The organism is Pseudarthrobacter sp. lyk4-40-TYG-27, assembly GCF_030209295.1.
Taxonomy (GTDB): domain Bacteria; phylum Actinomycetota; class Actinomycetes; order Actinomycetales; family Micrococcaceae; genus Arthrobacter.
In genome coordinates this window covers 47,893-70,282 of record NZ_JARVSH010000001.1, presented here as the reverse complement: position 1 = coordinate 70,282, position 22,390 = coordinate 47,893, and the positions used below count along the sequence as shown (strand labels likewise).

Genomic DNA, 22,390 nt, shown 5'->3' with positions numbered 1-22,390 from the left:
ACGCCGTGGCTTGCCGGAATTTAGAGCTCCGAAGCCGGGACGCCCACGCCGAGGATGATGGGTTCCTCGGAACGCTTGCCGCTATCAGCAGGCTGCTGGTTCGCGGGCTCGGGGGCCTTGGCTGCGTGTGAGTGCCCGGTAGTTGCGGCTTGGACGTTCTCATGGTGCTGGACGGCGGTTTCGTTCGCGGCGCCCTGGGCTCGGCTGGCGGCCCGGTGGCGGCGCGGCCTGCGCTGCCTTGTCTGCTCCAGCGTGTGGTCGGAGTAGTCCTTTTCAGCCGGTGCTTCCGCGGCCCGCGAAGGGGCTTCGCCGCCCTGCGGCCGGGGCTCCTGTGCGGCCTGTTCCGGTGCCGGTTCAGCCGCTGCAGGATTTTTTGGAGCGTCCTCGACGGCGGAAACCGGCTGGCCGAGGTGCGCGAATGCTTCCGCGAGCCGGTCCAGCGTCAGGGCGGGCTTGGGCTGCTGATCCTCCGCGTGCTCCACGAACGGAAGCGGGACTTTCTCGCCGCCGAACGTCAGGACCGCCGCGGGACGCCCGTGCGTATCGGCGTCGTGCTTTTCCCCGTCAGCTGCCGGTGCAGGCTGGACCGGTGCTTGCGGGGCCGTAGCCTGCTCTGCCGGCGCGTGCCGGGCAGCTGCCAGCTCGTCGTCGTGGAGGTGCGCCGCGTGGGCCGCCGCGGCGATGTTGGCCAACGCGAGCCGGGTGGCTTCAGCCTTGGCGTGCCGCTCGGCGTCACTGGGATCCGGCTGCACAGTGTGCACGTGCACTGCCGGCGCCGGTACTGCCTCGGCCTGCTGGCCGCCGCGTCCACGGCGGCGTTTCCGCTCGGGGCGTGCACCGGGCTGGCCGGCATCGGTCCGCTGTCCGTCGGGGCGGTGGGCCTCCCCGCGGGCTTCGGGACGGTTGTCGGCGCGCTGGACGTGGTGTTCGGCCGCCACGATGTTGGCGCGGCGGTGCTCCACGGGATCGTCGTGGGTCACGACGCCGCGTCCGGCACACGCCTCGCATTGCTCGCCGAAGACTTCCAGCAGGCCCGTGCCCATGCGCTTGCGGGTCATCTGGACCAGGCCCAGGGACGTGACCTCGGCAACCTGGTGCTTGGTCCGGTCGCGGCCCAGGCACTCGACGAGGCGGCGCAGGACCAGGTCCCGGTTGGATTCGAGCACCATGTCGATGAAGTCGATCACGATGATGCCGCCAATATCGCGCAGCCTCAGCTGGCGCACCACTTCCTCGGCAGCTTCGAGGTTGTTCTTGGTGACGGTTTCCTCGAGGTTGCCGCCGCTGCCGGTGAACTTGCCGGTGTTGACGTCCACCACGGTCATGGCTTCGGTCCGGTCGATGACCAGGGATCCGCCGGAGGGCAGGAACACCTTGCGCTCGAGTGCCTTGTGGATCTGCTCATCGATCCGCCAGGCGGAGAAGATGTCCTGGTCCTTGGTCCATTTCTCGAGGCGGCCCACCAGGTCCGGGGCGACGTAGGTGACGTAGGCCTCGATGGTGTCCCAGGCTTCCTCGCCGGAGACGATCAGCTTGGAGAAGTCCTCGTTGAAGACGTCGCGGACCACCTTGATGGTCAGGTCAGGTTCGCCGTACAGCAGTTCGGGGGCGAGGACCTTGGTGGAGGTGGACTGGCTTTCGATGCCTTCCCATTGTGCGCGCAGCCGGTTGATGTCGTGCGTGAGTTCCTCTTCGGAGGCGCCCTCTGCGGCGGTGCGGACGATGACACCGGCGTGTTCGGGGAGGCGGTCCTTGAGGATGCGCTTGAGGCGGTTGCGTTCGACGTCCGGCAGTTTGCGGGAAATGCCGGTCATGGAGCCGCCGGGCACGTACACCAGGTAGCGTCCGGGCAAGGAGATCTGGCTGGTGAGGCGGGCGCCCTTGTGGCCCACTGGGTCCTTGGTCACCTGGACCAGGACAGTGTCGCCGGACTTCAGGGCGTTTTCGATCCGGCGCTGCTTGCCCTCGAGGTTGACGGCTTCCCAGTTGACCTCGCCGGCGTAGAGCACGGCGTTGCGGCCGCGTCCGATGTCCACGAAAGCAGCTTCCATGGACGGCAGCACGTTCTGGACCTTGCCCAGGTAGACGTTGCCGATCAACGAGTCCTGCTGGGTCTTGGACACGAAGTGCTCGGCCAGGACGCCGTCTTCGAGGACGCCGATCTGGATTCTGTCGTCGCGCTGCCGGACGATCATCTGGCGGTCCACGGATTCGCGGCGGGCCAGGAACTCGGCTTCGGTGATCACGGTGCGGCGGCGGCCGGTATCGCGGGATTCGCGGCGGCGCTGCTTCTTGGCCTCAAGGCGGGTGGAGCCCTTGACGCTGGTGACCCGGTTGTTGACCGGCGCTTCGCTGACCGCGCGCGGCGCACGGACCCTCGTCACCGTGTTGGGCGGATCGTCGCCTTCCCCACCGGTCAACTCCAGGTCCTGGTCACCGCGGCGGCGGCGGCGGCGACGGCGGGAGGTCACGCCGTCTTCCAGTGGGCCGTTGGCGTCCTCGTCGGCTTCGTCTTCGGCATCGGCGTCACCGGTGCCGCCCTCGACGTCTTCATCTGTCCGCTCGCCGATGCGGCTGCGGCCACGGCGGCCACGGCTGCGGCGCCGGCGGCGGCTGGCGGAATCGTCTGCGTCGTCGGCCTCTTCTTCGTCGGCGTCCTCCGCCGCGGGCGTCGCGGGGCGGACCACGGTGCTCAGGTCCGGCGCCTGGAAGAGGACTGACGTGGGGGAACCTGGTTCCAGGAACAGCGAACCAAAGGGGCTTGCTGCCGCCGTGGACGCGGCGTCGCTTCCGGCCTCGGGAGCTGCAGGTGCGGCGGCGGGCTCCTGTGCCTGCACCGGCGCCTGCGGGACCTCCTCGACGGCGGGGGCGGCGGCTTCCGGGGCAGCAACAGACGCCTCGGGGGTTTCCTCCGATGCGGTTTCCTCCACGGCGTCCTGCACCGGAGCGGCGGCAGCAGCTTCCGCCGCTGCAGTTTCCGGGGCCGGAGCCGGGGAAGCGACCTTGCGGGTGGCTACCCGACGGCGGCGCACAGGCTTCGTTTCGACGTCCGCCGCGGCATCCGGGGCGGGGCCGGCAGCCGGGCCCTCATCGGCCGGCGCCGGTGCGGATACCTCAACTGCGGCAACGGCTGCGGCGGTGGTGGACGCAGCGTCGTCGGCGAACGCGGGCAGGGGTTCGGCGGCGTCGGCTTTCTTCCGGGCGCGGGTGCGGCGGGCCGGGGCCTTCTTCTCCGCGGCTGGTTCTTCCACCGGCGCGTCGGTCGCAGGCTCTGGTGCGGCAGCTTCGTCCGCTACGGCTTCGGCAGCCTTGGGCGCCGCCTTGCGCCGGACCCTTGGAGCCCTCTTCGGTGCAGCAGCGGCCTCCGGGGCCACTGCTTCGTCGTTAACGGCCAGTTCTCGATCAATATCCATATGTGGCTACACTCCTGCCCCTGACGTACCGCCACATCCGGCACCCATTGGGGCACATATTGTCAAAACCCGCAGGCGTTGACAGAAGTCAAATGGATGCTCCCGGGTTCGCACCGTCATTGGGGTGCGGCAGCCCACAGGAGCCGGTGGATGTTCTGAAACCCGTTGTTCTGCGTGCCACAACCAGGTGCCGCTCAATGGAGTCGCGGGAGTGCCGGAGAATTCCGAAGCCTGCCCTGCTCATCATTGGCGGTCTTGGGAACAAACCACCGGACCGGAGTCCGAATGTGGATCGGCTTCCAGCCACGTTCATTCTCTCATACCCGGGCCGGATCGCCGCGGAGGCCCGCGCTGCTCCTGCCTTCCTGGGTGGCGGGACCAGCCACCGGCGTTACAATCAGGCACAGGAGCACCGGATGAAAAGGACGCCACACCCATGCCCAGCATCTCCCCCGTCAGCGCCCACGAAAGCGATCGAGCCGTTGCGCCGCGCACCGCTGCTGCCGAAAACCTTCCCCGGATGACCCGGAACCGGCCGTTCGGCTGGCTTCTGGTCATCACTGGAATTGTGGGATGGCTTGCCTCCGGAACCCTTGTCCTGGAGAAGCTCGAGGTTCTCAAGGACCCCAACCACACCACCGTCTGCGATGTGAATCCGTGGATCTCATGCGGCCAGGTCATGCAGACCTGGCAGAGTTCACTGTTCGGGTTCCCCAACATGTTCATCGGAATCGTGGCCTTCGCCATCATCATTACCGTAGGCATGGCCCTGCTCGCCGGCGCCACCTTCGCCCGCTGGTACTGGGTTGGCCTGCAGGCGGGCGTCACGCTGGGCTTCGCATTCGTCGTGTGGCTGTGGTCCCAGGCCCTGTACTCCATCCACATCCTGTGCCCGTTCTGCATGATCGTGTGGTCGGCCATGATCCCGCTCTTCGTCTGGACCACCATCAGGAACATCACAGCAGGAGTGATCCCCCTGCCCGCCCGGGCAACCCGCATCCTCGGTGACTCCGGCTGGATCATCACGGCGCTGCTGTATGTTGCCGTCATCGCCACCATCTTTTTTGCGTTCATCCAGGTGTTCGCAGGTACCTCCGGCTTCTAGGCCGCAGACGAAAGAAGCCCTTGGTTCCGAAGAACCAAGGGCTTCTTTCTGTTCCGGGGCCTGTCAGCCCTGGAACCAGATCTTGATCTCGCGCCCGGCGGATTCGGTGGAGTCCGAGCCGTGCACCAGGTTCTGCTGGACCTTCAGGCCCCAGTCGCGGCCGAAGTCGCCGCGGATGGTGCCCGGCGCCGCCGTGGTGGGATCGGTGGTCCCGGCCAGTGAACGGAAGCCTTCGATGACGCGGTGGCCTTCGAAGATGGCTGCCACGACCGGGCCGCTGAGCATGAACTCCACCAGCGGCTCGTAAAAGGGCTTGCCCACGTGCTCTTCGTAGTGCTGCTCCAGCAGTTCGCGGGTGGCGTCAACCTTCTTCAGCTCAACAAGGCTGTAGCCTTTGGCTTCGATCCGGGCCAGGATGGCGCCGGTCAGGTTACGGGCGACGCCGTCGGGCTTGATCAGGACGAGGGTGCGCTCTGTGGTCACAACTGCTCCAATGGTTCGGGTGGGGTTTCAGGTCAAGTCTACGGGGACTATGGCTGGGCCGGGCCGGCGGCCTGGTCCGGGTGGGAGGCTTCCCATTCAGCTTGCTCGCGGGCGCGCTGCGCAGCTTCACGGTCAAGCCGGATGCCCGTGCGGATGCCGTACCACCAGGCGATGGCGAACAGGGCGCCCACCAGGAACATGGCCGGCTCAAAGATGCCGGTCAGGATCAGGATGACCTGCAGGATCCACCCCAGCGCCACCCCCCAAGGCTTATTGAGGACCGCACAGGCCACCACCATGACGGCGCTCAGGGCAAGGCCCACGCCCAAAATGAGGGCGGGCGGGAACTCCTCCCGGCGCAGGCCGAACACCGCGAGGGTGGCGAAAAACATGACGAACGCTTCCAGGAGCAGCACCGTGGAGGCAAACATGACCTTGGTGGAGCGGCGCTTCTTTGGCATCCCGGGGCGCCACTCGCGCTGTGCCCTTGTCAGTCTGGCCATGGATTACGCCTCAGTCTTCCCGAGCAGGATCCGTGCCTCAGCCACCAGGGTGATGGAGCCCGTGACCAGGACGGCGCCGGAGAGGTCGTCGTTGGCTTCGGCCCGCTCAACAGCCCATTCCAGTGCGTCGTCCAGCTTCTCGGCGATGTGCACTTTGTCTTCGCCGAAGCCAAGGTCAATGGCGAGCTCGGCGAGTTCGGCTGCCGGAACTGCGCGCGGGGAGTTGGACTGGGTGAAGCAGTACTCGTCTGCCAGGCCGCCCAGGGATTCCTTGAGTTCGCGCAGGATCTCTTCGGCATCCTTCTCCTTGAGTACGCCCACTACCGGAACCAGCTTGGTGAACGTGAATGCTTCCTGCAGGGCGGCGGCGGAGGCCCGGATGCCGTCCGGGTTGTGTGCGGCATCCACGACGATGGTGGGCGCCGTGCGCACCACTTCCAGGCGGCCGGGCGAGGTCACTGCAGCGAATCCTTCCTGCAGGACCTCGAAGTCGAGTTCCTTATCGCCGCCAAAGAACGCCTCCAGTGCGGCGACCGCCACGGCGGCGTTTTGGGCCTGGTGGGATCCATGCAGGGGCACCAGCAGGTCAGGGTAGCGCCCGGCGATGCCCTGGATGGTGACCATCTGGCCGCCCACGGCCACGGTGCGTGACTCGACGCCGAACTCCACCCCCTCGAAGCGGAAGGGCACGCCAACTTCCTTGGCCTTCTCCAGCAGGACCTGGGCCGCGTCGATGGGCTGGGCGGCACTGATGAGGTAGCCGCCGGGCTTGATGATGCCTGCCTTTTCGTGGGCGATGTCCTCTGTGGTGTCACCGAGCAGGTCGGTGTGGTCCAAGGAGATCGGGGTAACCACCGAGACCTGGCCGTCCCCGACGTTGGTGGCATCGGTGATGCCGCCCAGGCCCACCTCGATGACGGCCACGTTGACCGGCTGGTCAGCGAAGATGGCGAAGCCAAGGATGGTGAGGCATTCGAAGTACGTCAGCCGCGGCTGGCCCTCGGCTTCCAGTTCCGAATCCACAATCTGCAGGTAGGGCCGGATTTCGTCCCAGATCCGCACAAACGTCTCATCCGGCACGGGGTGTCCGTCGATGCTGATCCGCTCGGTGACCTTGGACAGGTGCGGGCTGGTGTACCGCCCCGTGCTCAGGCCATGGGCGCGGAGCACCGACTCGATCATCCGCGACGTGGAGGTCTTGCCGTTGGTTCCCGTCACGTGGATGATCGGGAACGCCTTGTTGGGTTCGCCGAGGACGTCCATGGCGCGGAACAGCGGAGCCAGGCGAGGCTCCATCTTGTTTTCCGGCGCCCGGCCCAGCAGTTCCGCGTAGACGCTTTCCACCGAAAATTCGTCGGTCATGTCCTAGGCCTCCACTTTTTCCACCACGACGGCGGGTTCGTCCACGTCTGCCGGTTCGGCAGCCAGGTCAACGGTCAGGGTCTCGCCCTTGACCAGTTCGGCGTTCGCCCGCAGGGCGGCCACGACGTTCTGCGCGGCGGTTACCGTGGTGCGGATCCGGTCGCTGACATTGAGTCCGGCATCCTTGCGGGCCTGCTGGATGGCGCGGACCATGTCGCGGGCCAGGCCTTCGGCCTCAAGTTCAGGGGTCACTTCGGTGTTCAGCACCACGAAGCCGCCACCGGGCAGCACGGCCACGGCCTTGGAGCCGCCGTCACTGCCATCGGAATCCGCCACGACGGTCTCCAGGGTGTATTCCTGGGGTTCCAGGCGCAGCCCGCCCGCGGTGACCACACCGTCGTCGTCCACTGACCAATCGCCGGACTTGGCGCCCTTGATGGCGGCCTGGACGTTCTTGCCCAGCCGCGGGCCGGCGGCGCGGGCGTTGACTACCAGCTTCTGCTGGATGCCAAATTCCTCCGGGGACGCGTTCTCCGCGTCGAGCAGGCGGACTGCGCGCAAGTTGAGTTCATCGGCGACGACGGCGGCGAAACCGTCCAGTGCACCGGCACCAGGTGCCACCACGGTGAGCTCCTGCAGGGGCAGCCGGACGCGCAGGTTGGCTGCCTTGCGGAGCGAGGATCCTGTCGAGCAGATCTGCTGGACCCGGTCCATGGCTTCGACGAGGGAGGGGTTTGCGGGGAAGAGGCCCGCGTCCGGCCAGTCGGCCAGGTGCACGGACCGGCCGCCGGTCAGGCCGCGCCAGATTTCCTCGGACACCAGCGGCAGCAGTGGCGCGGCGGCACGGGTGACGGTCTCGAGGGCCGTGTACAGGGCGTCGAAGGCGTCCTTGTCCTCATCAAAGAACCGCTGCCGGCTGCGGCGGACGTACCAGTTGGTGAGCATGTCCAGGTAGCTGCGCAGCGAGTCGCAGGCACCGGAGATGTCATAAGAGTCCAGCTGGGCCGTCATGTTCCGGACCAGGTCGCCGGTGTTGGCCAGCAGGTACTGGTCCAGGGTGTCCGCGTAGCCGTCATAGCGCAGCGTGGCGTCGTAACCCCGGCCGCCGTCTGCGGCGTTGGTGTAGAGCGTGAAGAAGCTGTACACGTTCCAGAGCGGCAGGATGACCTGGCGGACGCCGTCGCGGATGCCTTGCTCGGTGACGATCAGGTTGCCGCCGCGGAGGATGGGGCTGGACATCAGGAACCAGCGCATGGCGTCGGAGCCGTCGCGGTCCAGCACTTCGGAGACATCCGGGTAATTGCGCAGGCTCTTGGACATCTTCTGCCCGTCGGAGCCCAGCACGATGCCGTGGCTGATGACGTTCCGGAACGCCGGGCGGTCGAACAGCGCCGTGGAGAGGATGTGCAGCATGTAGAACCAGCCGCGGGTCTGTCCGATGTACTCCACGATGAAGTCTGCCGGGTTGTGCGTGTTGAACCAGGCTTCGTTCTCGAACGGGTAGTGGACCTGGCCGTAGGGCATGGAGCCGGAGTCGAACCAGACGTCCAGGACGTCCTCGACCCGGCGCATCACGGACTGGCCCTCTTCCGGGGTGCGGGGATCGTCCGGATTGGGCCGGGTGAGCTCGTCGATGAACGGGCGGTGGAGGTCCACCTGGCCGTCCTTGTTCAGGGGCAGGCGGCCGAAGTCCGCTTCGAGTTCGGCGAGGGAACCGTAGACGTCGGTGCGCGGGTAGTCGGGATCCGTGGACTGCCACACCGGGATGGGGCTGCCCCAGTAGCGGTTGCGGCTGATGGACCAGTCACGGGCGTTGTCCAGCCACTTGCCGAACTGGCCGTCCTTGACGTTGCCGGGGATCCAGTTGATCTCCTGGTTCAGTTCGGACATCCGGTCCTTGAACTTGGTGACCTCGACGTACCAGGAGGACACGGCCCGGTAGATCAGCGGGTTACGGCAGCGCCAGCAGTGCGGGTAGCTGTGCTCGTAGCTCGCCTGGCGGACCAGCCGGCCCTGGGCGCGGAGCACCTGGGTGATGGGCTTGTTGGCCTCGAAGACCTGCAGTCCGGCAATGTCGTGGAGTTCGCCGTGCTTGAACAGGGGCAGGAACTTTGCGCCCTCGTCAACGGAGAGCACCACCGGGATGCCGGCTTCCTCGCAGACCTTCTGGTCGTCCTCGCCGTAGGCCGGAGCCTGGTGCACGATGCCGGTACCGTCCGTGGTGGTCACGTAGTCGGCCACCAGGAAGCGCCAGGCGTTCTCCATGCCGTACTTTTCGTTGTCGGCGAAGTCGTCCCAGAGCCGCCGGTACTCCAGGCCTTCCAGTTCGGCACCGGTGTGGGTGGAAACGACCGCCGCTTCGGCGTCCTCGAAGCTGTCGTATCCGAGGTCCTTGGCGTAGTTGCCCAGCAGGTCTGCCGCCAGCAGGAAGCTGCCCGTCACCGGGGCCTCGGCCGAGGCAGCCTTGACGCCGTTGGGTCCGGCGGGGAGCACCGCGTAGGTGATGGCGGGGCCGACGGCGAGCGCGGCGTTGGTGGGCAGCGTCCAGGGCGTGGTGGTCCAGGCGAGGGCCTGGACGCCGTCGAGCTGCTTGGACAGCGCGGAGTCGCCGGCCAGGATGGGGAACGTGACGGTGACCGTCTGGTCCTGGCGGTTCTTGTAGACGTCGTCGTCCATGCGCAGCTCGTGGTTGGACAGCGGGGTCTCGTCCTTCCAGCAGTACGGCAGGACGCGGTAGCCGTTGTAGGTCAGGCCCTTGTCGTGCAGCTGCTTGAAGGCCCAGAGCACCGACTCCATGTACTCGACGTTCAGGGTCTTGTAGTCGTTGTCGAAGTCCACCCAGCGTGCCTGGCGGGTGACGTAGCTGCGCCATTCGTCGGCGTACTTCATGACGGATGCCCGGCAGGCGTCGTTGAACTTGTCGATGCCCATGGCTTCGATCTGGGTCTTGTCCGTCATGCCCAGCTGCTTCATGGCTTCGAGCTCGGCGGGCAGTCCGTGCGTGTCCCAGCCGAAGCGGCGCTCGACGCGGCGCCCGCGCTGGGTCTGGTAGCGGCCCACGAGGTCCTTGGCGTAACCGGTGAGGAGGTGGCCGTAGTGCGGCAGGCCGTTGGCGAACGGCGGGCCGTCGTAGAACACGAATTCGTTGCTGCCCGGCTCGCCGCCGGGGGTATCCGCGCTGCGCTGGTCGATGCTGGCCTGGAACGTTCCGTCCTGGTCCCAGTACTTCAGGATGCGCTCTTCGATCTCCGGAAACTTCACGGAGGCGGAAACGCCGGCATTGCCGCTGGCTGGGGTGCTGGAGGCTGAGGCCTTGGGGTAAAACGTCATGTTCGACATCCTGGGTTGGGCGCGGTGAACCTCCGGCGCGGGCCGGCTGTTCCGTTCAGGATGCGAGGACGGCGTCCGTGCCGTCCTGGGACTGCACGCTCACCGCGGTACCACCTCACTTACCGGCACTGCGTGTCCCTCGCGGAACGGGCGCCGCACCGGCCTCTCGTTGACTGCTGTGACGGGCTTACCCGTCCGGTTCTACTGGCGCGGCCGCCGTTGACGGGCGGCAGCGTGTTCTTCCGGAAGCTCACCGGTGATTGCCGGGTCATAGCCACTGGCCAGTCTACTATTTCCGCCGCGTCCAGTGCCATTCCGAAGGCGGGGGTGGCGGCACGGTGCCATCGGCTGCATCCGGTTGCCGCTGGTGGGTGATTTGGCCGGCATCGCAGGATCGGCCATCCCACCTCCATGTCCAACACGATCACACCCGGGGCATGGGGTGCCTAGACTCGCCCCATGACAGCATCGAAAGGTTCTTCCCCCGGCGCGCGGGCGGCTGCGGTGTGCAGGTGGCTGTTTCTTCCCGCGGTCCTGCCTGTGGCGGCGGGAACAGCCCTCCGTGCAATACCAGCCGATTGGCCGGTGCTTGGGGTGCAACTGGTGGCCTTCACTCCGTGGCTCGCAGTCCCGGGCGCCGCAGCACTTGCCTTGGCTTTCGCAGGGCGGCGCCGCTGGCAGCAGGCTGTGGCAGCCATCCTGCTGGGGGTCCAGGTTTTGTGGCTTGTTCCACTGGACATCAGGGAGCCTGCGGTCGAGGCCGCAGCGCCGGTCACGCTGGTAGCCATGACCATTAACGCAGAACTGGGCGGTGCGGACGCACCCAGCATCGTGGGGATGGTCCGTGACCGGCGGGTGGACCTGTTGGCCGTGGAGGAGTACACGCCCGCGCTGGCACGGAGGCTGACGGCGGCCGGCTTGGACCAGCTGCTCCCCCACCGCGTTGCCCACGCCAGGGAGGGCGCAGGCGGCGCCGCCATCTATTCCACCTACAAGCTCAAAGAGTCCGGAGTGCTGCCCGGCACCCAATTCACCATGCCCGTGGCCAGCCTCGAACTGGCCGATGACAGCGGGACGGCCCTGCGGGTGGTGGCCGTTCACACGTTGGCGCCCGTAGGCGCGGCCGTCAGGCAATGGCGCAGCGACCTCTCGGCCGTGGGGAGGGTGGACACCGGCTCCGGGCCGCTGCTGCTGGCCGGCGACTTCAACGCCACCTGCGACCATCACGAATTCCGGTCGCTGCTGGCAGGAACCGGCCGGACCCGAAGCCTCGTGGACGTGGCCGCCTCGCTGGGAACGAGGCTCGTGCCCACCTGGCCGATGCGCGACTACCGGCTGCCCGGGATCACGTTGGACCATGTGGTGACCAGCCCGGACATCAGGGCCACGAACTATTCAGTCCAGCCGGTTCCGGGCACCGACCATGCGGCGGTGGTTGCCACCCTGCACGTCGGGGGCTCCTAGCCCTTCCTGATCAATTTGTGTGTCGCGGCCTGCGCCACAGGCCGGACAACGATTTGGTCCAGGTTGACATGGTGCGGGGCGGAGACGGCGTATCGGACCACGTCCGCGACGTCCGCCGCGGTCAGCGGCTTTTCCACCCCCTGGTAGACCTTCCCGGCGGCCTGCGCATCGCCCAGCCGATTAAGCGCGAATTCCTCGGTCTGCACCAGGCCCGGCGCCACCTCAATGACGCGCAGGTTGTGCTCCGCTTCCTCCAGGCGGAGGGCATTGGTCATGGCGTGCTGGCCGAACTTGGCCGCGTTGTAGCCGCCGCCGCCCTCATAGGCGTCCAGTCCCGCCGTCGACGTCAGGTTGAGCACGGTGCCCCGGCCGGTGGCGCGGAGCATCGGCAGGAAAGCGCGGGTCAGCTTCATGGTTCCCAGGACGTTGACCCGGAACATCCACTCCCAGTCCTCCGTGCTGGCATCTCCTACCCTGTCGGCGCCGCGGGCGCCGCCGGCGATGTTGATGAGCGTATCGATGCCGCCCGCATCGGTGACCCGGGCAAGAAGCCGGGACACGTCGTCGTCCTCTGCGATATCGGCCGGGATGGCCATGGCGCCTGTCTCACCCGCCAGGGTGGCGAGGCGGTCTGCCCGGCGCGCGACGGCGAAGACTGTCCAGCCTTCTGCGCGCAGGGCACGGACGGATGCTTCCCCGATTCCGCTGCTCGCTCCGGTCACCAATGCTGCCTTTTTCTGCAAGTCCTCAGTCATGGCACCACCCTAACGGGACCGGGCGGCCCGGCGTTGGTTGGGTGGGATTGAAGCGGGCATGAAAGAATTGCCCAATGGCTGAAGACACGCAGGGTACAGACACGCCCACCACCGCCCCCATCAACGTTCCGGACAAGCCGGCCCTCGAAGGCCTGGAAGCCACGCTCACCCAGCGCTGGCTGTCCGAAGGAACCTACAAGTTCAACCCCGACACCACCCGGGAGCAGGTCTACTCGATCGATACTCCCCCGCCCACCGCGTCGGGTTCCCTGCATGTGGGGCACATGTTCTCCTTCACCCAGACGGACGTCCAGGCGCGCTACATGCGCATGACGGGCAAGAACGTCTTCTACCCCATGGGCTGGGACGATAACGGCCTGCCCACCGAGCGGCGCGTGCAGAACTACTACGGCGTGCGGTGCGACCCCGCTGTTCCGTACAACGCCGACTACCGGCCACCGGCCCAGCCGGCCAAGAACCAGCGCGATTTCGACGTCGTGTCCCGGCAGAACTTCATCGAACTCTGCGAGGAACTGGCTGTTGAGGACGAGAAGGTCTTCGAGAACCTGTTCCAGACCCTGGGCCTGTCCGTCGACTGGGACCTGACGTACCGCACCATCGATGACACCTCCCGTGCCGTGTCACAGCGCGCTTTCCTGGCCAACCTGGCCGCCGGCGACGCCTACATGGCCGAGGCCCCGACCCTGTGGGACGTGACGTTCCGCACGGCGGTGGCGCAGGCAGAGCTGGAGGACCGCGAGGTTCCCGGCGCGTACTACCGCTACCCCTTTTTCACCGAAGACGGCGAAAAGATCTTCATCGAGACCACACGTCCGGAATTGCTGGCCGCGTGCGCCGCGCTGGTGGCAAACCCCGACGACGAGCGGTACCAGCCGCTGTTCGGCAAGACCGTGACGTCGCCGCTGTTCGGCGTCGAACTGGAGGTCAAGGCCCACCCGCTGGCAAAGGCGGACAAGGGCTCGGGTATCGCCATGGTCTGTACCTTCGGCGACCTGACCGACGTCACCTGGTGGCGCGAACTGCAGTTGCCCACGCGCGCCATCATGGGCCGTGACGGCCGCATCATCGGCGAAACCCCCGAGTGGATCACCAGCGAGTCCGGCAAGGAGGCGTACGCGGCCATTGCCGGCAAGACGGCGTTCTCCGCGAAGGAGGCCGTGGTGGAACTGCTCAAGGAAGCCGGCCTGCTGGACGGTGAGCCGAAGAAGATCACCCACCCGGTGAACTTCTTCGAGAAGGGCGACAAGCCGCTCGAGGTTGTGACCTCACGCCAGTGGTACATCCGCAACGGCGGCCGCGACGAGGACCGCCGCGAACGCCTGATCGGCCGCGGCAAGGAGATCGACTTCCACCCCTCGTTCATGCGCTCCCGCTACGAGAACTGGATCGCCGGGTTGAACGGCGACTGGCTGGTCTCCCGGCAGCGGTTCTTCGGCGTGCCCATTCCGGTCTGGTACCCGCTGGACGGGCAGGGCAACCCGGATTACGACCACCCCATCCTCCCCTCGGACGACATGCTCCCCGTGGATCCGGCAGCGGACGCCGCGCCCGGCTTCGACGAGACGCAGCGCGACCAGGCAAACGGCTTTACCGGAGATGCCGACGTCCTGGACACCTGGGCCACGTCATCCCTGACCCCGCAGATCGTGGGCGGCTGGAGCCGCGACGAGGACCTCTTCGCGAAGGTGTACCCGTTCGACCTCCGCCCCCAGGGCCATGACATCATCCGCACCTGGCTGTTTTCCTCTGTGGTCCGCGCCGACGCCCTCCAGGAGAGTGCGCCCTGGAAGCACGCGGCCATCTCGGGCTGGATCCTGGACCCGGACCGCAAGAAGATGTCCAAGTCCAAGGGCAATGTCGTTGTCCCCACGGATGTGCTGAATGAGTACGGCTCGGATGCGGTCCGTTACTGGGCCGCCTCTGCGCGCCTCGGGGCCGATACCGCCTATGAGATTGCGCAGATGAAGATCGGCCGGCGCCTGGCCATCAAACTGCTCAACGCCTCCAAGTTCGTGCTGAACCTGGGCGCCACCGAAAACTCTGTCCTCTCTGACGATCTTTCGGTGTTGACCAACCCCTTGGACCGCGCACTGCTGGCGCAACTTGCCGACGTCGTTGCCCAGTCCACCAAGGCGTTTAAGAACTACGACTATGCCCGGGCCCTGCAACTCACGGAATCGTTCTTCTGGCAGTTCACGGACGATTACGTGGAACTGATCAAGGACCGCGCCTACGGTGCCGCCGGCGAATCAGAGCAGGCGTCGGTGCTGGCCGCTTTGGCAACCACCCTGGACGCCCTGCTGCGGCTCTTTGCCCCCTTCCTCCCGTTCGCCACGGAGGAAGTCTGGAGTTGGTGGCGCAGCGGCTCAGTCCACCGCGCAGCATGGCCGTCGGCGCTGGAGATTCCCGGCGGGGACACCACCATGCTGGCCACGGTGGGGATCGCCCTCAGCGGAGTCCGCAAGGCCAAATCCGAGGCGAAGGTCAAGCAGCGGACCGAGGTGCTGTCCGCCACGATCACCGCAACTGAGGCCCTGACGGCACAGCTGCGGGCCGGGCTGGCGGATTTGAAGGCGGCATCAAACGCCCGCGAAATTACCCTGGTGGTGGGTGACGGGGATCTTGCGGTCACCGACGTTGCCCTCGCCGCGAGCGACGAGCCCGCCAAGGCCTGACACCCGGTCCCGTCAGGCCGCCCTGGTTCCAGGGCAAAGGGGAAGCCCCATCAGCGTTTTGCCGTTGGTGGGGCTTCGACTTTTCGGCCATCTGGTGACGTTTGTCCGATGGTCTGGCAGGATCCGCTGAGTTTCCAGGTCTTACTGCTCCGTCACTGGCAGCTTGCATTCGACTTTGCCGATGGCTGCGTCGAAATTGCATATCACTGAATCTTTGGTTCCTGCGTCCCGCTTCTTTCGAAGTGGGTAAGAACCATTGTTCTCCCGTGCCGGGCCACGTGCAAGGGCCCCGGCGGAACTACTGTCATGTAGTTCCCCCGGGGCCCTTGGCGTGCAATCGAACCGGGTTCTAGTCGAACTCGGGGCTCTCCGTGCGGCTGCGCTTCAGCTCGAAGAAGTGGGGATAGCCGGCGATCGCGGTGGTCGCATCCCACAGCTGCCCGGCAACCTCGCCGCGCGGAATGCGGGTCAGGACGGGGCCGAAAAAGGCTGTTCCGTTGAAGGCCACCACCGGCGTCCCAACGTCCTGGCCCACCAGGGAGATACCTTCCTCGTGGCTGGCCCGGAGCTCAGCGTCAAAAGCGTCAGTGGCCGCGGCCTCGGCGAGGGACTCTGGGAGGCCGCATTCGGCGAGGGCCTTGGCAATGACCTCCGACCGGTCCTTCTCCCCACGCTCGTGGATCAGGGTTCCCATGGCGTCGTACAGCGGCTTGATGACCTGCGGGCCGTGCCCTTCGCGGGCCGCGATGATCACGCGGACCATACCCCAGGCGTTGTCCATGGATTCCCGGTAGGCCGGCTCAAGATCGCGGCCCTCGTTCAGGACGGCCAGGCTCATGACGTGCCATTCGGTCTCGATGTCACGGACGGCCTCCACCTCGCCAATCCAGCGGGACGTAATCCACGCGAACGGGCACAGGGGGTCGAACCAGAAATCGGCTTTGTTCTTGGCGGGTGCAGTCACGAAAATCCTCTCGGTCAGGCAGACTTGCGGCGCTTGGCCGCGTGCGGAATCAGGGTGGGTTCGGCGCCCCGCAGCACCACATCCTCGGTGATGACCACGCTGGCAACGTCCTCGCGGCTTGGCAGATCGAACATCACCGGAAGCAGGACTTCCTCCAGGATGGCGCGAAGGCCGCGGGCACCGGTGCCGCGCTCAAGGGCCTGCTCCGCGATGGCGTCCAGGGCGGTGTCGTCGAACACCAGTTCCACGCCATCAATCTGGAACATCTTCTGGTACTGCTTCACCAAGGCATTCTTTGGCGTGGACAGGATCTGGATCAAGGCGTCACGATCCAGGTTGGAGACGGTGGTGATGACAGGAAGCCTGCCGATGAATTCGGGGATCAGGCCAAACTTCAACAGGTCCTCCGGCATGACTTCGCCGTATGAGTCGACCTTCTTGCTGGCCTCGTTGAGCGGGGCGCCGAACCCGATGCCCTTGCGCCCGGAGCGCGAGCCGATGATCTCTTCCAACCCGGCGAAGGCACCGGCCACGATGAACAGCACGTTCGTGGTGTCGATCTGGATAAATTCCTGGTGCGGATGCTTCCGGCCGCCCTGCGGCGGGACCGACGCCACCGTGCCTTCCAGGATCTTCAGGAGTGCCTGCTGGACGCCCTCGCCGGACACGTCCCGGGTGATGGAAGGGTTTTCGCTCTTCCGCGAGATCTTGTCGATCTCATCGATGTAGATGATGCCCTGCTCGGCCTTCTTGACGTCGTAGTCCGCAGCCTGGATGAGCTTAAGCAGGATGTTCTCGACGTCCTCGCCGACGTAACCCGCCTCCGTCAAAGCGGTGGCATCTGCCACGGCGAACGGAACATTCAGGCGCCTGGCCAGGGTTTGGGCAAGGTAGGTCTTGCCGCAGCCGGTGGGACCGATGAGGAGGATGTTGGATTTGGCGATCTCGACGTCGTCATGGTGCCCGGCGTCGCCGAGGCTCCCGGACTTGGGCGCGTGCCCGGCCTGGATGCGCTTGTAGTGGTTGTAGACCGCGACGGCGAGGGAACGCTTGGCGGGCTCCTGGCCTATGACGTATTCCTGCAGGAAGTCGAAGATCTCCCGCGGTTTTGGAAGTTCGAAGCTGCCCAGGTCCGCGACTTCGGCGAGTTCCTCTTCAATGATTTCGTTGCACAACTCGATGCATTCATCGCAGATGTAGACACCGGGCCCGGCAATGAGCTTGCGGACCTGCTTTTGGCTCTTTCCGCAGAAAGAGCACTTCAGCAGATCAGTGCTCTCGCCAATCCGAGCCATATGTGAACCCCTTAGTATCCTGCTGCCAGGCAGCCCTGCGCCGTTGCTGAAAAATCTCTTCCGGCCAGCGGGGACCGGTTTGTGACATCTTCCACTCTAGGTCACATTCGACGCCAAGGGTGGAATGAAAAGGCCGGTGCGGCCAAATGAACTTGGCCGCACCGGCTAATGGCACTGCTACCGCGTGATCGCCTGCGGTTTGATCTTGCGGGAATCGAGCACCTGGTCGATCAGGCCGTAGGCCTGCGCTTCAGCGGCCGTCAGGATCTTGTCGCGCTCAATGTCATTGTTGACCTGCTCCGACGTGCGTCCGGAGTGGTGGGCCAAGGTGTCCTCCAGCCAGGAGCGCATCCGCATGACCTCTGCCGCCTGGATCTCAAGGTCGGAGGCCTGGCCGCCCTGGCCGCCGGAGAGCGCCGGCTGGTGGATCAGGACGCGGGCGTTGGGCAGTGCCAGCCGCTTGCCGGGGGTACCGGCGGCCAGCAGAACGGCCGCCGCACTGGCGGCCTGCCCCAGGCAGACCGTCTGGATCTCGGGACGGATGTACTGCATGGTGTCGTAGATGGCAGTCATGGCCGTGAACGAGCCACCCGGAGAGTTGATGTACAAGGTGATGTCACGGTCCGGATCAGTGGACTCCAGCACCAGCAGCTGCGCCATGATGTCGTCGGCAGATGCGTCGTCCACCTGCACGCCGAGGAAGATGATGCGGTCCTCAAAGAGCTTCGTGTACGGGTCCTGGCGCTTGAAGCCATAGGGCGTGCGTTCCTCGAACTGCGGCAGGACGTAGCGGCTGGACGGAAGATTCCCGGCGGACCACCCAAAGTTGTAGTTCATTGTGTTTACTCCTGATCGAAAGGGTTCTGGATGCCGGTTAGTTCTGCGAGGCTGATTCGCCGGAGGATCCGTTGGACGTTCCGCCGCCGCCGGAAACCGAGCCGGCGTGCGCGGCGATCTTGTCGAAGAAGCCGTATTCAAGGGCTTCGGTGGCGGTGAACCACTTGTCGCGGTCGTTGTCCTTGAGGATGGTCTCCACGGTCTGGCCCGTCTGCTCGGCCGTCAGTTCCGCCATGACCTTCTTCATGTGCAGGATGAGCTCGGCCTGGATCTTGATGTCCGAGGCGGTGCCGCCGATGCCGCCGGAGGGCTGGTGCATCAGCACGCGTGCGTTCGGCGTGGCGTAGCGCTTGCCCTTGGTGCCTGAGGACAGCAGGAACTGGCCCATGGAGGCTGCCAGGCCGGTGGCCACGGTGACGACGTCGTTGGGAATGAACTGCATGGTGTCGTAGATGGCCATGCCGGCCGTCACGGAACCGCCGGGCGAGTTGATGTAGAGGTAGATGTCCTTTTCAGGATTCTCCGCGGACAAGAGCAACAGCTGCGAGCAGATTGCGTTGGCGTTATCGTCACGCACCTCCGAGCCCAGCCAGATGATCCGCTCCTTGAGGAGGCGGTTGTAAATGTAGTTGTCCTGGGCTGCAGGATCGACGGTCGCCATCCGGGGGGCCTCTGAGTGCTGTGACATGTTTATTTACCTCTCACTGGTGACGGTGACATCACTGAAAATCACTACTTGGACACTAACCGGTTTCCCGGACGATTTGTTCGCGCACTGACTGCTGTTCGCTGACGGCGCACGATCGGCGGACAGCGCCCGCTCCGGTTTGCCGCCCAACGCGAACGGCCCCCGGATCGGAAGGATCCAGGGGCCGTTCGCTGCGGCTGGGAAGGACTATGCCTTGGCCTCGGCAGTGGTTTCCTCTGCCTCGGCAGTTTCGGTTTCCACAGCATCGGTGGCGTCAGCTTCAGCCGGGGCTTCCTCGGCGGGAACTTCCTCGCCGCCGGGGCGGACGAAGTCGCTCAGGTCGACTGCGTTGCCCTCAGTGTCGGTCACCGTGGCCTGGCCCAGGACGACGGCCAGTGCCTTGCGGCGGCGGACCTCGGAGACCATCATGGGGACCTGGCCGCTCTGATCGATGATCTGGGCGAACTGGTTGGGGTCCATGCCGTACTGGCTGGCGGTGGTGACGATGTAGTCGATCAGCTCGTTCTGGCTGACGTTGACTTCTTCCTTCTCCGCGATGGCGTCGAGGATGATTTCGTTCTGGAAGGCGCGGGCCGTGTTGGCGCGGACCTCTTCGCGGTGCTCTTCGGTGTCGTGTTCGCCGTCGCCGTGGCCGTTGCCCTCCTGGAAGTGGGCTTCAAGCTGCTCTTCGACCACCGAATCGGGAACGGGGACCTCAACCAGCTCGACGAGCTTGTCGAGGACCTTGTCGCGGGCTTCGACGCCCTGCTCGACGATCTTGGAGTCGGCAGCCTGCTTGGCGAGGTCCTCGCGGAGCTCGGCAAGGGTGTCGAATTCGGAGGCCAGCTGGGCGAAATCATCGTTCGCTTCGGGCAGTTCACGCTCCTTGACGGCCTTCACGACGACCTTGACCTGGGCGGCTTCGCCGGCGTGGTCGCCACCCACGAGGGTGGTGTCGAAAATGGCGTCCTCATCCGCGCTGAGCCCGGTGACGGCCTCGTCCATACCCTCGAGCATGGTGCCGGCACCCACCTGGTAGGACAGGCCGGCAGCGGAGTCAACCTCTTCGCCGTCGATCGTGGCGGTGATGTCGATGGTCAGGAAGTCGCCGTCGGCGGCCGGACGGTCAACGGACTTGAGCGTGCCAAAGCGGCCGCGCAGCTCGTCGAGGGCCTTGTCCACGTCAGCCTCGGAGGATTCCGCGGCGGCGACCTGGACCTCGATGCCGGAGTAATCCGGGAGTTCGATTTCGGGGCGGACGTCAACCTCGGCGGCGAACTTCAGGCCGCCGTCGGTTGCGGAAGGATCGGGCACCTCGGTGATCTCCACCTCGGGACGGCTCAGGGGGCGGATGCCGGATTCCTGCACGGCAGCCTGGTACCAGCCGTTGAGGCCATCGTTGATGGCGGTCTCCAGGACGTAGCCGCGGCCGACGCGCTGGTCGATGAGCTTGGCGGGAACCTTGCCCTTGCGGAACCCGGGGACCTGGATCTGCGAGGCAACGGTCTTGTAGGCCGAGTCGATGCTGGGCTTCAGTTCCTCAAAGGGGACCTCAACATTGAGCTTGACCCGCGTGGGGGTGAGGTTCTCGACAGCGCTCTTCACGGTCTAAGTACTCCTGGGTTGTGGGATGGGTTTCTGCAAAACGCGTTGGATGTCCAGGCCTGCTGGTCCTGGCCGCAGAGTCGGGGTGACAGGATTTGAACCTGCGACTTCCTGCTCCCAAAGCAGGCGCTCTAGCCAAGCTGAGCTACACCCCGTAAGTGCACAGGCAAGTCTACGGTGATACGCGTCGCGAATGCACATTTGACACGTAGGCCATGGATTAGGTTTAGTTGTATCCGGCTTCAACAGCCAGCCCGGAGTTTCCGCGAAAAGCGGATCTTCCTTCGGGGACGTAGCTTAATGGTAAAGCCTCAGTCTTCCAAACTGATTACGCGGGTTCGATTCCCGTCGTCCCCTCCATAAACACAAGAAGGCCCCTCCATGGAGGGGCCTTCTTCGTTTTTCCTACTCGGCCGGCCGCTGGCAGGTGGGGCACCAGTAGAGGTTTCGCCCCACGAGGTCGGTGACGAGCACGGTGGTCCGGCACACCCTGCAGGGCAGGCCCTGCCGCTTGTAGACGAAGTGGACGTCCTCGCGGGCGGGGAAGTGCGCGCCTTTGGGCGGCACGGGATTCCCGGCTGCAGCGGCCTTGGCCGCCGTGGTGCCGTTGAGGGTCCAGTACTTCGGCGGCGTGGTGATGATCCGCCCGTCGGCGACGCCGTCGGCCATGACGGCGACGACGTCACGCCACAGCTTCCGGGCATCGCCGTCCGCGACGGCGCCGCCGGGAAGCCACGGATCCAGCCGGCGCCGGAACAGAACTTCGGCGCGGTAGACGTTGCCTACCCCGGCAATGATCTTTTGGTCCATCAGCAGCGCAGCCAGCGGCGTCTTCCGGGCCCGAAGGTTCGCCGCGAACCGGCCCGCGTCGCCCCGCAGGTTCCGCAGCGGATCCGGTCCGAGCCGGGCCAGGACGGCGTCCGCCTCCGCGGCGGTGATGGTTTCGCAGGTGGTTGCCCCGCGCAGATCCGCCCAGCCATGGCTCCCGGCCAGCCGGACCCGGACGGCCCCCACCGGTGGCGGCGGACCCTCGTACGCTTCGCCGCCGTCGTCATCCCCGCCGGAAAAGGCTTCCCGCTCCCCCACCCGGCGGGGCGCGCCAATACTGGAGGCGCCGGCGAAAGTGCTGTCGCCGCCGAAGCTCCAGGCGCCGTACAGGCCGAGGTGGACGTGCAGTACCAACGCGTTGTCAAAGTGGAGGAACAGGTGCTTGCCGTGTGCCTCGGCGGCGACGAGGGCGTGCCCGTCAAGCAGGGCCGCTCCCCCGGCAAACCTGCCCTGCGGGCTGGAAACAGCCAGGGTTTCGCCAAGGAAGACGTCTCCGAACTGCCGGGCGAGCCTGCGGACCGAATGTCCCTCAGGCACTACTCGATGACCTCGCCTGTGGCCTCATAGGCTGCGATCTTGCGAATCCGGCGGACATGGCGCTCATCGTTGCTGAACGGCTCGGCAAGGAAGGCCTCAATCAGTTCGGTGGCTTCTTCCACCGAGTGCTGGCGGCCGCCCACCGCCACCACGTTCGCGTCGTTGTGCTCGCGGGCGAGGGTGGCGGTGGAAAGGTTCCACGCCAGGGCGGCACGTACGCCCTTGACCTTGTTCGCGGCAATCTGCTCACCGTTTCCGGAACCGCCCAGCACGATGCCCAGGGCGTGCACGCCTGCCTGCTGGTCGGCGACCACGGCGAGGGCGGCGTTAATGCAGAAGGAGGGGTAGTCGTCCTGGGCGTCGTAGACCTTGGGCCCGTGGTCCACCACCTCGTACCCCTTGCCCGTCAGGTGGGACACCAGGTGGGCGCTGAGCTCCATCCCGGCGTGGTCGGTAGCGATGTGGACCCGCGGGAAGGCAGGGGAAGTTGTCACGAGCAAGATCCGTTCGGTTCGGTGGGCTGGC

16 protein-coding genes and 2 tRNA genes are annotated in these 22,390 nt (G+C 65.9%); 4 read left to right on the top strand and 14 right to left on the bottom strand.

Features of this window, described 5'->3' with window-relative positions; all coding sequences use genetic code 11:
- Positions 1 to 20: 20 nt before the first annotated feature.
- Complete coding sequence (locus QRM96_RS00350; protein WP_285317915.1) at positions 21 to 3,413, bottom strand: Rne/Rng family ribonuclease; 3,393 nt, start codon at positions 3,411 to 3,413, stop codon at positions 21 to 23.
- A 436-nt stretch (positions 3,414 to 3,849) separates the two neighbouring features.
- Between QRM96_RS00350 and QRM96_RS00345 the strand changes: the two genes are divergently transcribed.
- A complete protein-coding gene (locus QRM96_RS00345) occupies positions 3,850 to 4,518 on the top strand; it encodes a vitamin K epoxide reductase family protein (protein WP_018761570.1) in 669 nt (222 codons plus the stop codon).
- 63 nt (positions 4,519 to 4,581) lie between these two features.
- Here QRM96_RS00345 and ndk read toward each other — a convergent pair whose 3' ends face one another.
- The 4 genes from ndk to ileS are packed head-to-tail and all read right to left on the bottom strand — an operon-like array spanning position 4,582 to position 10,196.
- Positions 4,582 to 5,001, bottom strand: a complete 420-nt coding sequence (gene ndk / locus QRM96_RS00340) for a nucleoside-diphosphate kinase (RefSeq protein WP_018761571.1) — start codon at positions 4,999 to 5,001, stop codon at positions 4,582 to 4,584.
- Between the two features lie 47 nt (positions 5,002 to 5,048).
- On the bottom strand, positions 5,049 to 5,504 hold the full coding sequence (locus QRM96_RS00335) for a DUF4233 domain-containing protein (RefSeq protein ID WP_285317914.1): 456 nt from the start codon (positions 5,502 to 5,504) through the stop codon (positions 5,049 to 5,051).
- Between the two features lie 3 nt (positions 5,505 to 5,507).
- Positions 5,508 to 6,866 carry a bifunctional folylpolyglutamate synthase/dihydrofolate synthase gene (locus QRM96_RS00330; RefSeq protein WP_285317912.1) on the bottom strand — a complete coding sequence of 453 codons (1,359 nt, stop codon included), beginning with the start codon at positions 6,864 to 6,866 and terminating at the stop codon, positions 5,508 to 5,510.
- A gap of 3 nt (positions 6,867 to 6,869) precedes the next feature.
- A complete protein-coding gene (ileS, locus tag QRM96_RS00325; RefSeq protein ID WP_285317911.1) occupies positions 6,870 to 10,196 on the bottom strand; it encodes an isoleucine--tRNA ligase in 3,327 nt (1,108 codons plus the stop codon).
- Positions 10,197 to 10,655: 459 nt separating this feature from the next.
- Here ileS and QRM96_RS00320 point away from each other — a divergent pair, with 459 nt between their 5' ends.
- On the top strand, positions 10,656 to 11,660 hold the full coding sequence (locus QRM96_RS00320; RefSeq protein ID WP_026264537.1) for an endonuclease/exonuclease/phosphatase family protein: 1,005 nt from the start codon (positions 10,656 to 10,658) through the stop codon (positions 11,658 to 11,660).
- Here the strand turns inward: QRM96_RS00320 and QRM96_RS00315 are convergent.
- The gene (locus tag QRM96_RS00315; protein WP_018761576.1) at positions 11,657 to 12,415 is read right to left on the bottom strand and encodes an SDR family oxidoreductase; all 759 of its coding nucleotides are present in this window, start codon (positions 12,413 to 12,415) and stop codon (positions 11,657 to 11,659) included. The genes QRM96_RS00320 and QRM96_RS00315 overlap by 4 nt on opposite strands.
- Before the next feature lie 74 nt (positions 12,416 to 12,489).
- Between QRM96_RS00315 and valS the strand changes: the two genes are divergently transcribed.
- Positions 12,490 to 15,111 carry a valine--tRNA ligase gene (valS, locus tag QRM96_RS00310; protein WP_285317907.1) on the top strand — a complete coding sequence of 874 codons (2,622 nt, stop codon included), beginning with the start codon at positions 12,490 to 12,492 and terminating at the stop codon, positions 15,109 to 15,111.
- A 349-nt stretch (positions 15,112 to 15,460) separates the two neighbouring features.
- On the opposite strand, the gene QRM96_RS00305 is transcribed toward valS, so the two are convergent.
- From QRM96_RS00305 to QRM96_RS00280, 6 genes are all read right to left on the bottom strand, one after another.
- The gene (locus QRM96_RS00305; protein WP_285317905.1) at positions 15,461 to 16,075 is read right to left on the bottom strand and encodes a mycothiol-dependent nitroreductase Rv2466c family protein; all 615 of its coding nucleotides are present in this window, start codon (positions 16,073 to 16,075) and stop codon (positions 15,461 to 15,463) included.
- A gap of 14 nt (positions 16,076 to 16,089) precedes the next feature.
- Positions 16,090 to 17,370, bottom strand: a complete 1,281-nt coding sequence (clpX, locus tag QRM96_RS00300) for an ATP-dependent Clp protease ATP-binding subunit ClpX (RefSeq protein WP_018761579.1) — start codon at positions 17,368 to 17,370, stop codon at positions 16,090 to 16,092.
- A gap of 177 nt (positions 17,371 to 17,547) precedes the next feature.
- Positions 17,548 to 18,207: an ATP-dependent Clp protease proteolytic subunit gene (locus QRM96_RS00295; RefSeq protein ID WP_018761580.1), complete on the bottom strand. Its 660-nt coding sequence runs from the start codon at positions 18,205 to 18,207 to the stop codon at positions 17,548 to 17,550.
- A gap of 37 nt (positions 18,208 to 18,244) precedes the next feature.
- Positions 18,245 to 18,868, bottom strand: a complete 624-nt coding sequence (locus QRM96_RS00290) for an ATP-dependent Clp protease proteolytic subunit (RefSeq protein WP_018761581.1) — start codon at positions 18,866 to 18,868, stop codon at positions 18,245 to 18,247.
- A 234-nt stretch (positions 18,869 to 19,102) separates the two neighbouring features.
- Positions 19,103 to 20,500: a trigger factor gene (gene tig, locus QRM96_RS00285; protein ID WP_285317904.1), complete on the bottom strand. Its 1,398-nt coding sequence runs from the start codon at positions 20,498 to 20,500 to the stop codon at positions 19,103 to 19,105.
- 80 nt (positions 20,501 to 20,580) lie between these two features.
- Positions 20,581 to 20,655 (bottom strand) — tRNA-Pro (locus QRM96_RS00280).
- A 131-nt stretch (positions 20,656 to 20,786) separates the two neighbouring features.
- Here QRM96_RS00280 and QRM96_RS00275 point away from each other — a divergent pair.
- Positions 20,787 to 20,860: transfer RNA gene (locus tag QRM96_RS00275), tRNA-Gly, on the top strand.
- A 45-nt stretch (positions 20,861 to 20,905) separates the two neighbouring features.
- On the opposite strand, the gene QRM96_RS00270 is transcribed toward QRM96_RS00275, so the two are convergent.
- Both QRM96_RS00270 and QRM96_RS00265 read right to left on the bottom strand, forming a co-directional pair.
- Positions 20,906 to 21,865 carry an Fpg/Nei family DNA glycosylase gene (locus QRM96_RS00270; RefSeq protein WP_285317902.1) on the bottom strand — a complete coding sequence of 320 codons (960 nt, stop codon included), beginning with the start codon at positions 21,863 to 21,865 and terminating at the stop codon, positions 20,906 to 20,908.
- Positions 21,865 to 22,359 (bottom strand): ribose-5-phosphate isomerase, encoded by a 495-nt coding sequence (locus tag QRM96_RS00265; protein ID WP_285317900.1) that lies wholly within the window; start codon positions 22,357 to 22,359, stop codon positions 21,865 to 21,867. The genes QRM96_RS00270 and QRM96_RS00265 overlap by 1 nt, the downstream gene beginning before the upstream one ends.
- Positions 22,360 to 22,390 lie beyond the last annotated feature (31 nt).

Coding starts and splice junctions, on each gene's coding strand:
- QRM96_RS00290 (WP_018761581.1), bottom strand. CDS start 18,868: ATGGCGACCGTCGATCCTGCAGCCCAGGACAACTACATTTACAACCGC.
- QRM96_RS00330 (WP_285317912.1), bottom strand. CDS start 6,866: ATGACCGACGAATTTTCGGTGGAAAGCGTCTACGCGGAACTGCTGGGC.
- QRM96_RS00315 (WP_018761576.1), bottom strand. CDS start 12,415: ATGACTGAGGACTTGCAGAAAAAGGCAGCATTGGTGACCGGAGCGAGC.
- clpX (WP_018761579.1), bottom strand. CDS start 17,370: ATGGCTCGGATTGGCGAGAGCACTGATCTGCTGAAGTGCTCTTTCTGC.
- QRM96_RS00345 (WP_018761570.1), top strand. CDS start 3,850: ATGCCCAGCATCTCCCCCGTCAGCGCCCACGAAAGCGATCGAGCCGTT.
- valS (WP_285317907.1), top strand. CDS start 12,490: ATGGCTGAAGACACGCAGGGTACAGACACGCCCACCACCGCCCCCATC.
- QRM96_RS00335 (WP_285317914.1), bottom strand. CDS start 5,504: ATGGCCAGACTGACAAGGGCACAGCGCGAGTGGCGCCCCGGGATGCCA.
- QRM96_RS00295 (WP_018761580.1), bottom strand. CDS start 18,207: ATGAACTACAACTTTGGGTGGTCCGCCGGGAATCTTCCGTCCAGCCGC.
- ileS (WP_285317911.1), bottom strand. CDS start 10,196: ATGACGTTTTACCCCAAGGCCTCAGCCTCCAGCACCCCAGCCAGCGGC.
- QRM96_RS00320 (WP_026264537.1), top strand. CDS start 10,656: ATGACAGCATCGAAAGGTTCTTCCCCCGGCGCGCGGGCGGCTGCGGTG.
- QRM96_RS00350 (WP_285317915.1), bottom strand. CDS start 3,413: ATGGATATTGATCGAGAACTGGCCGTTAACGACGAAGCAGTGGCCCCG.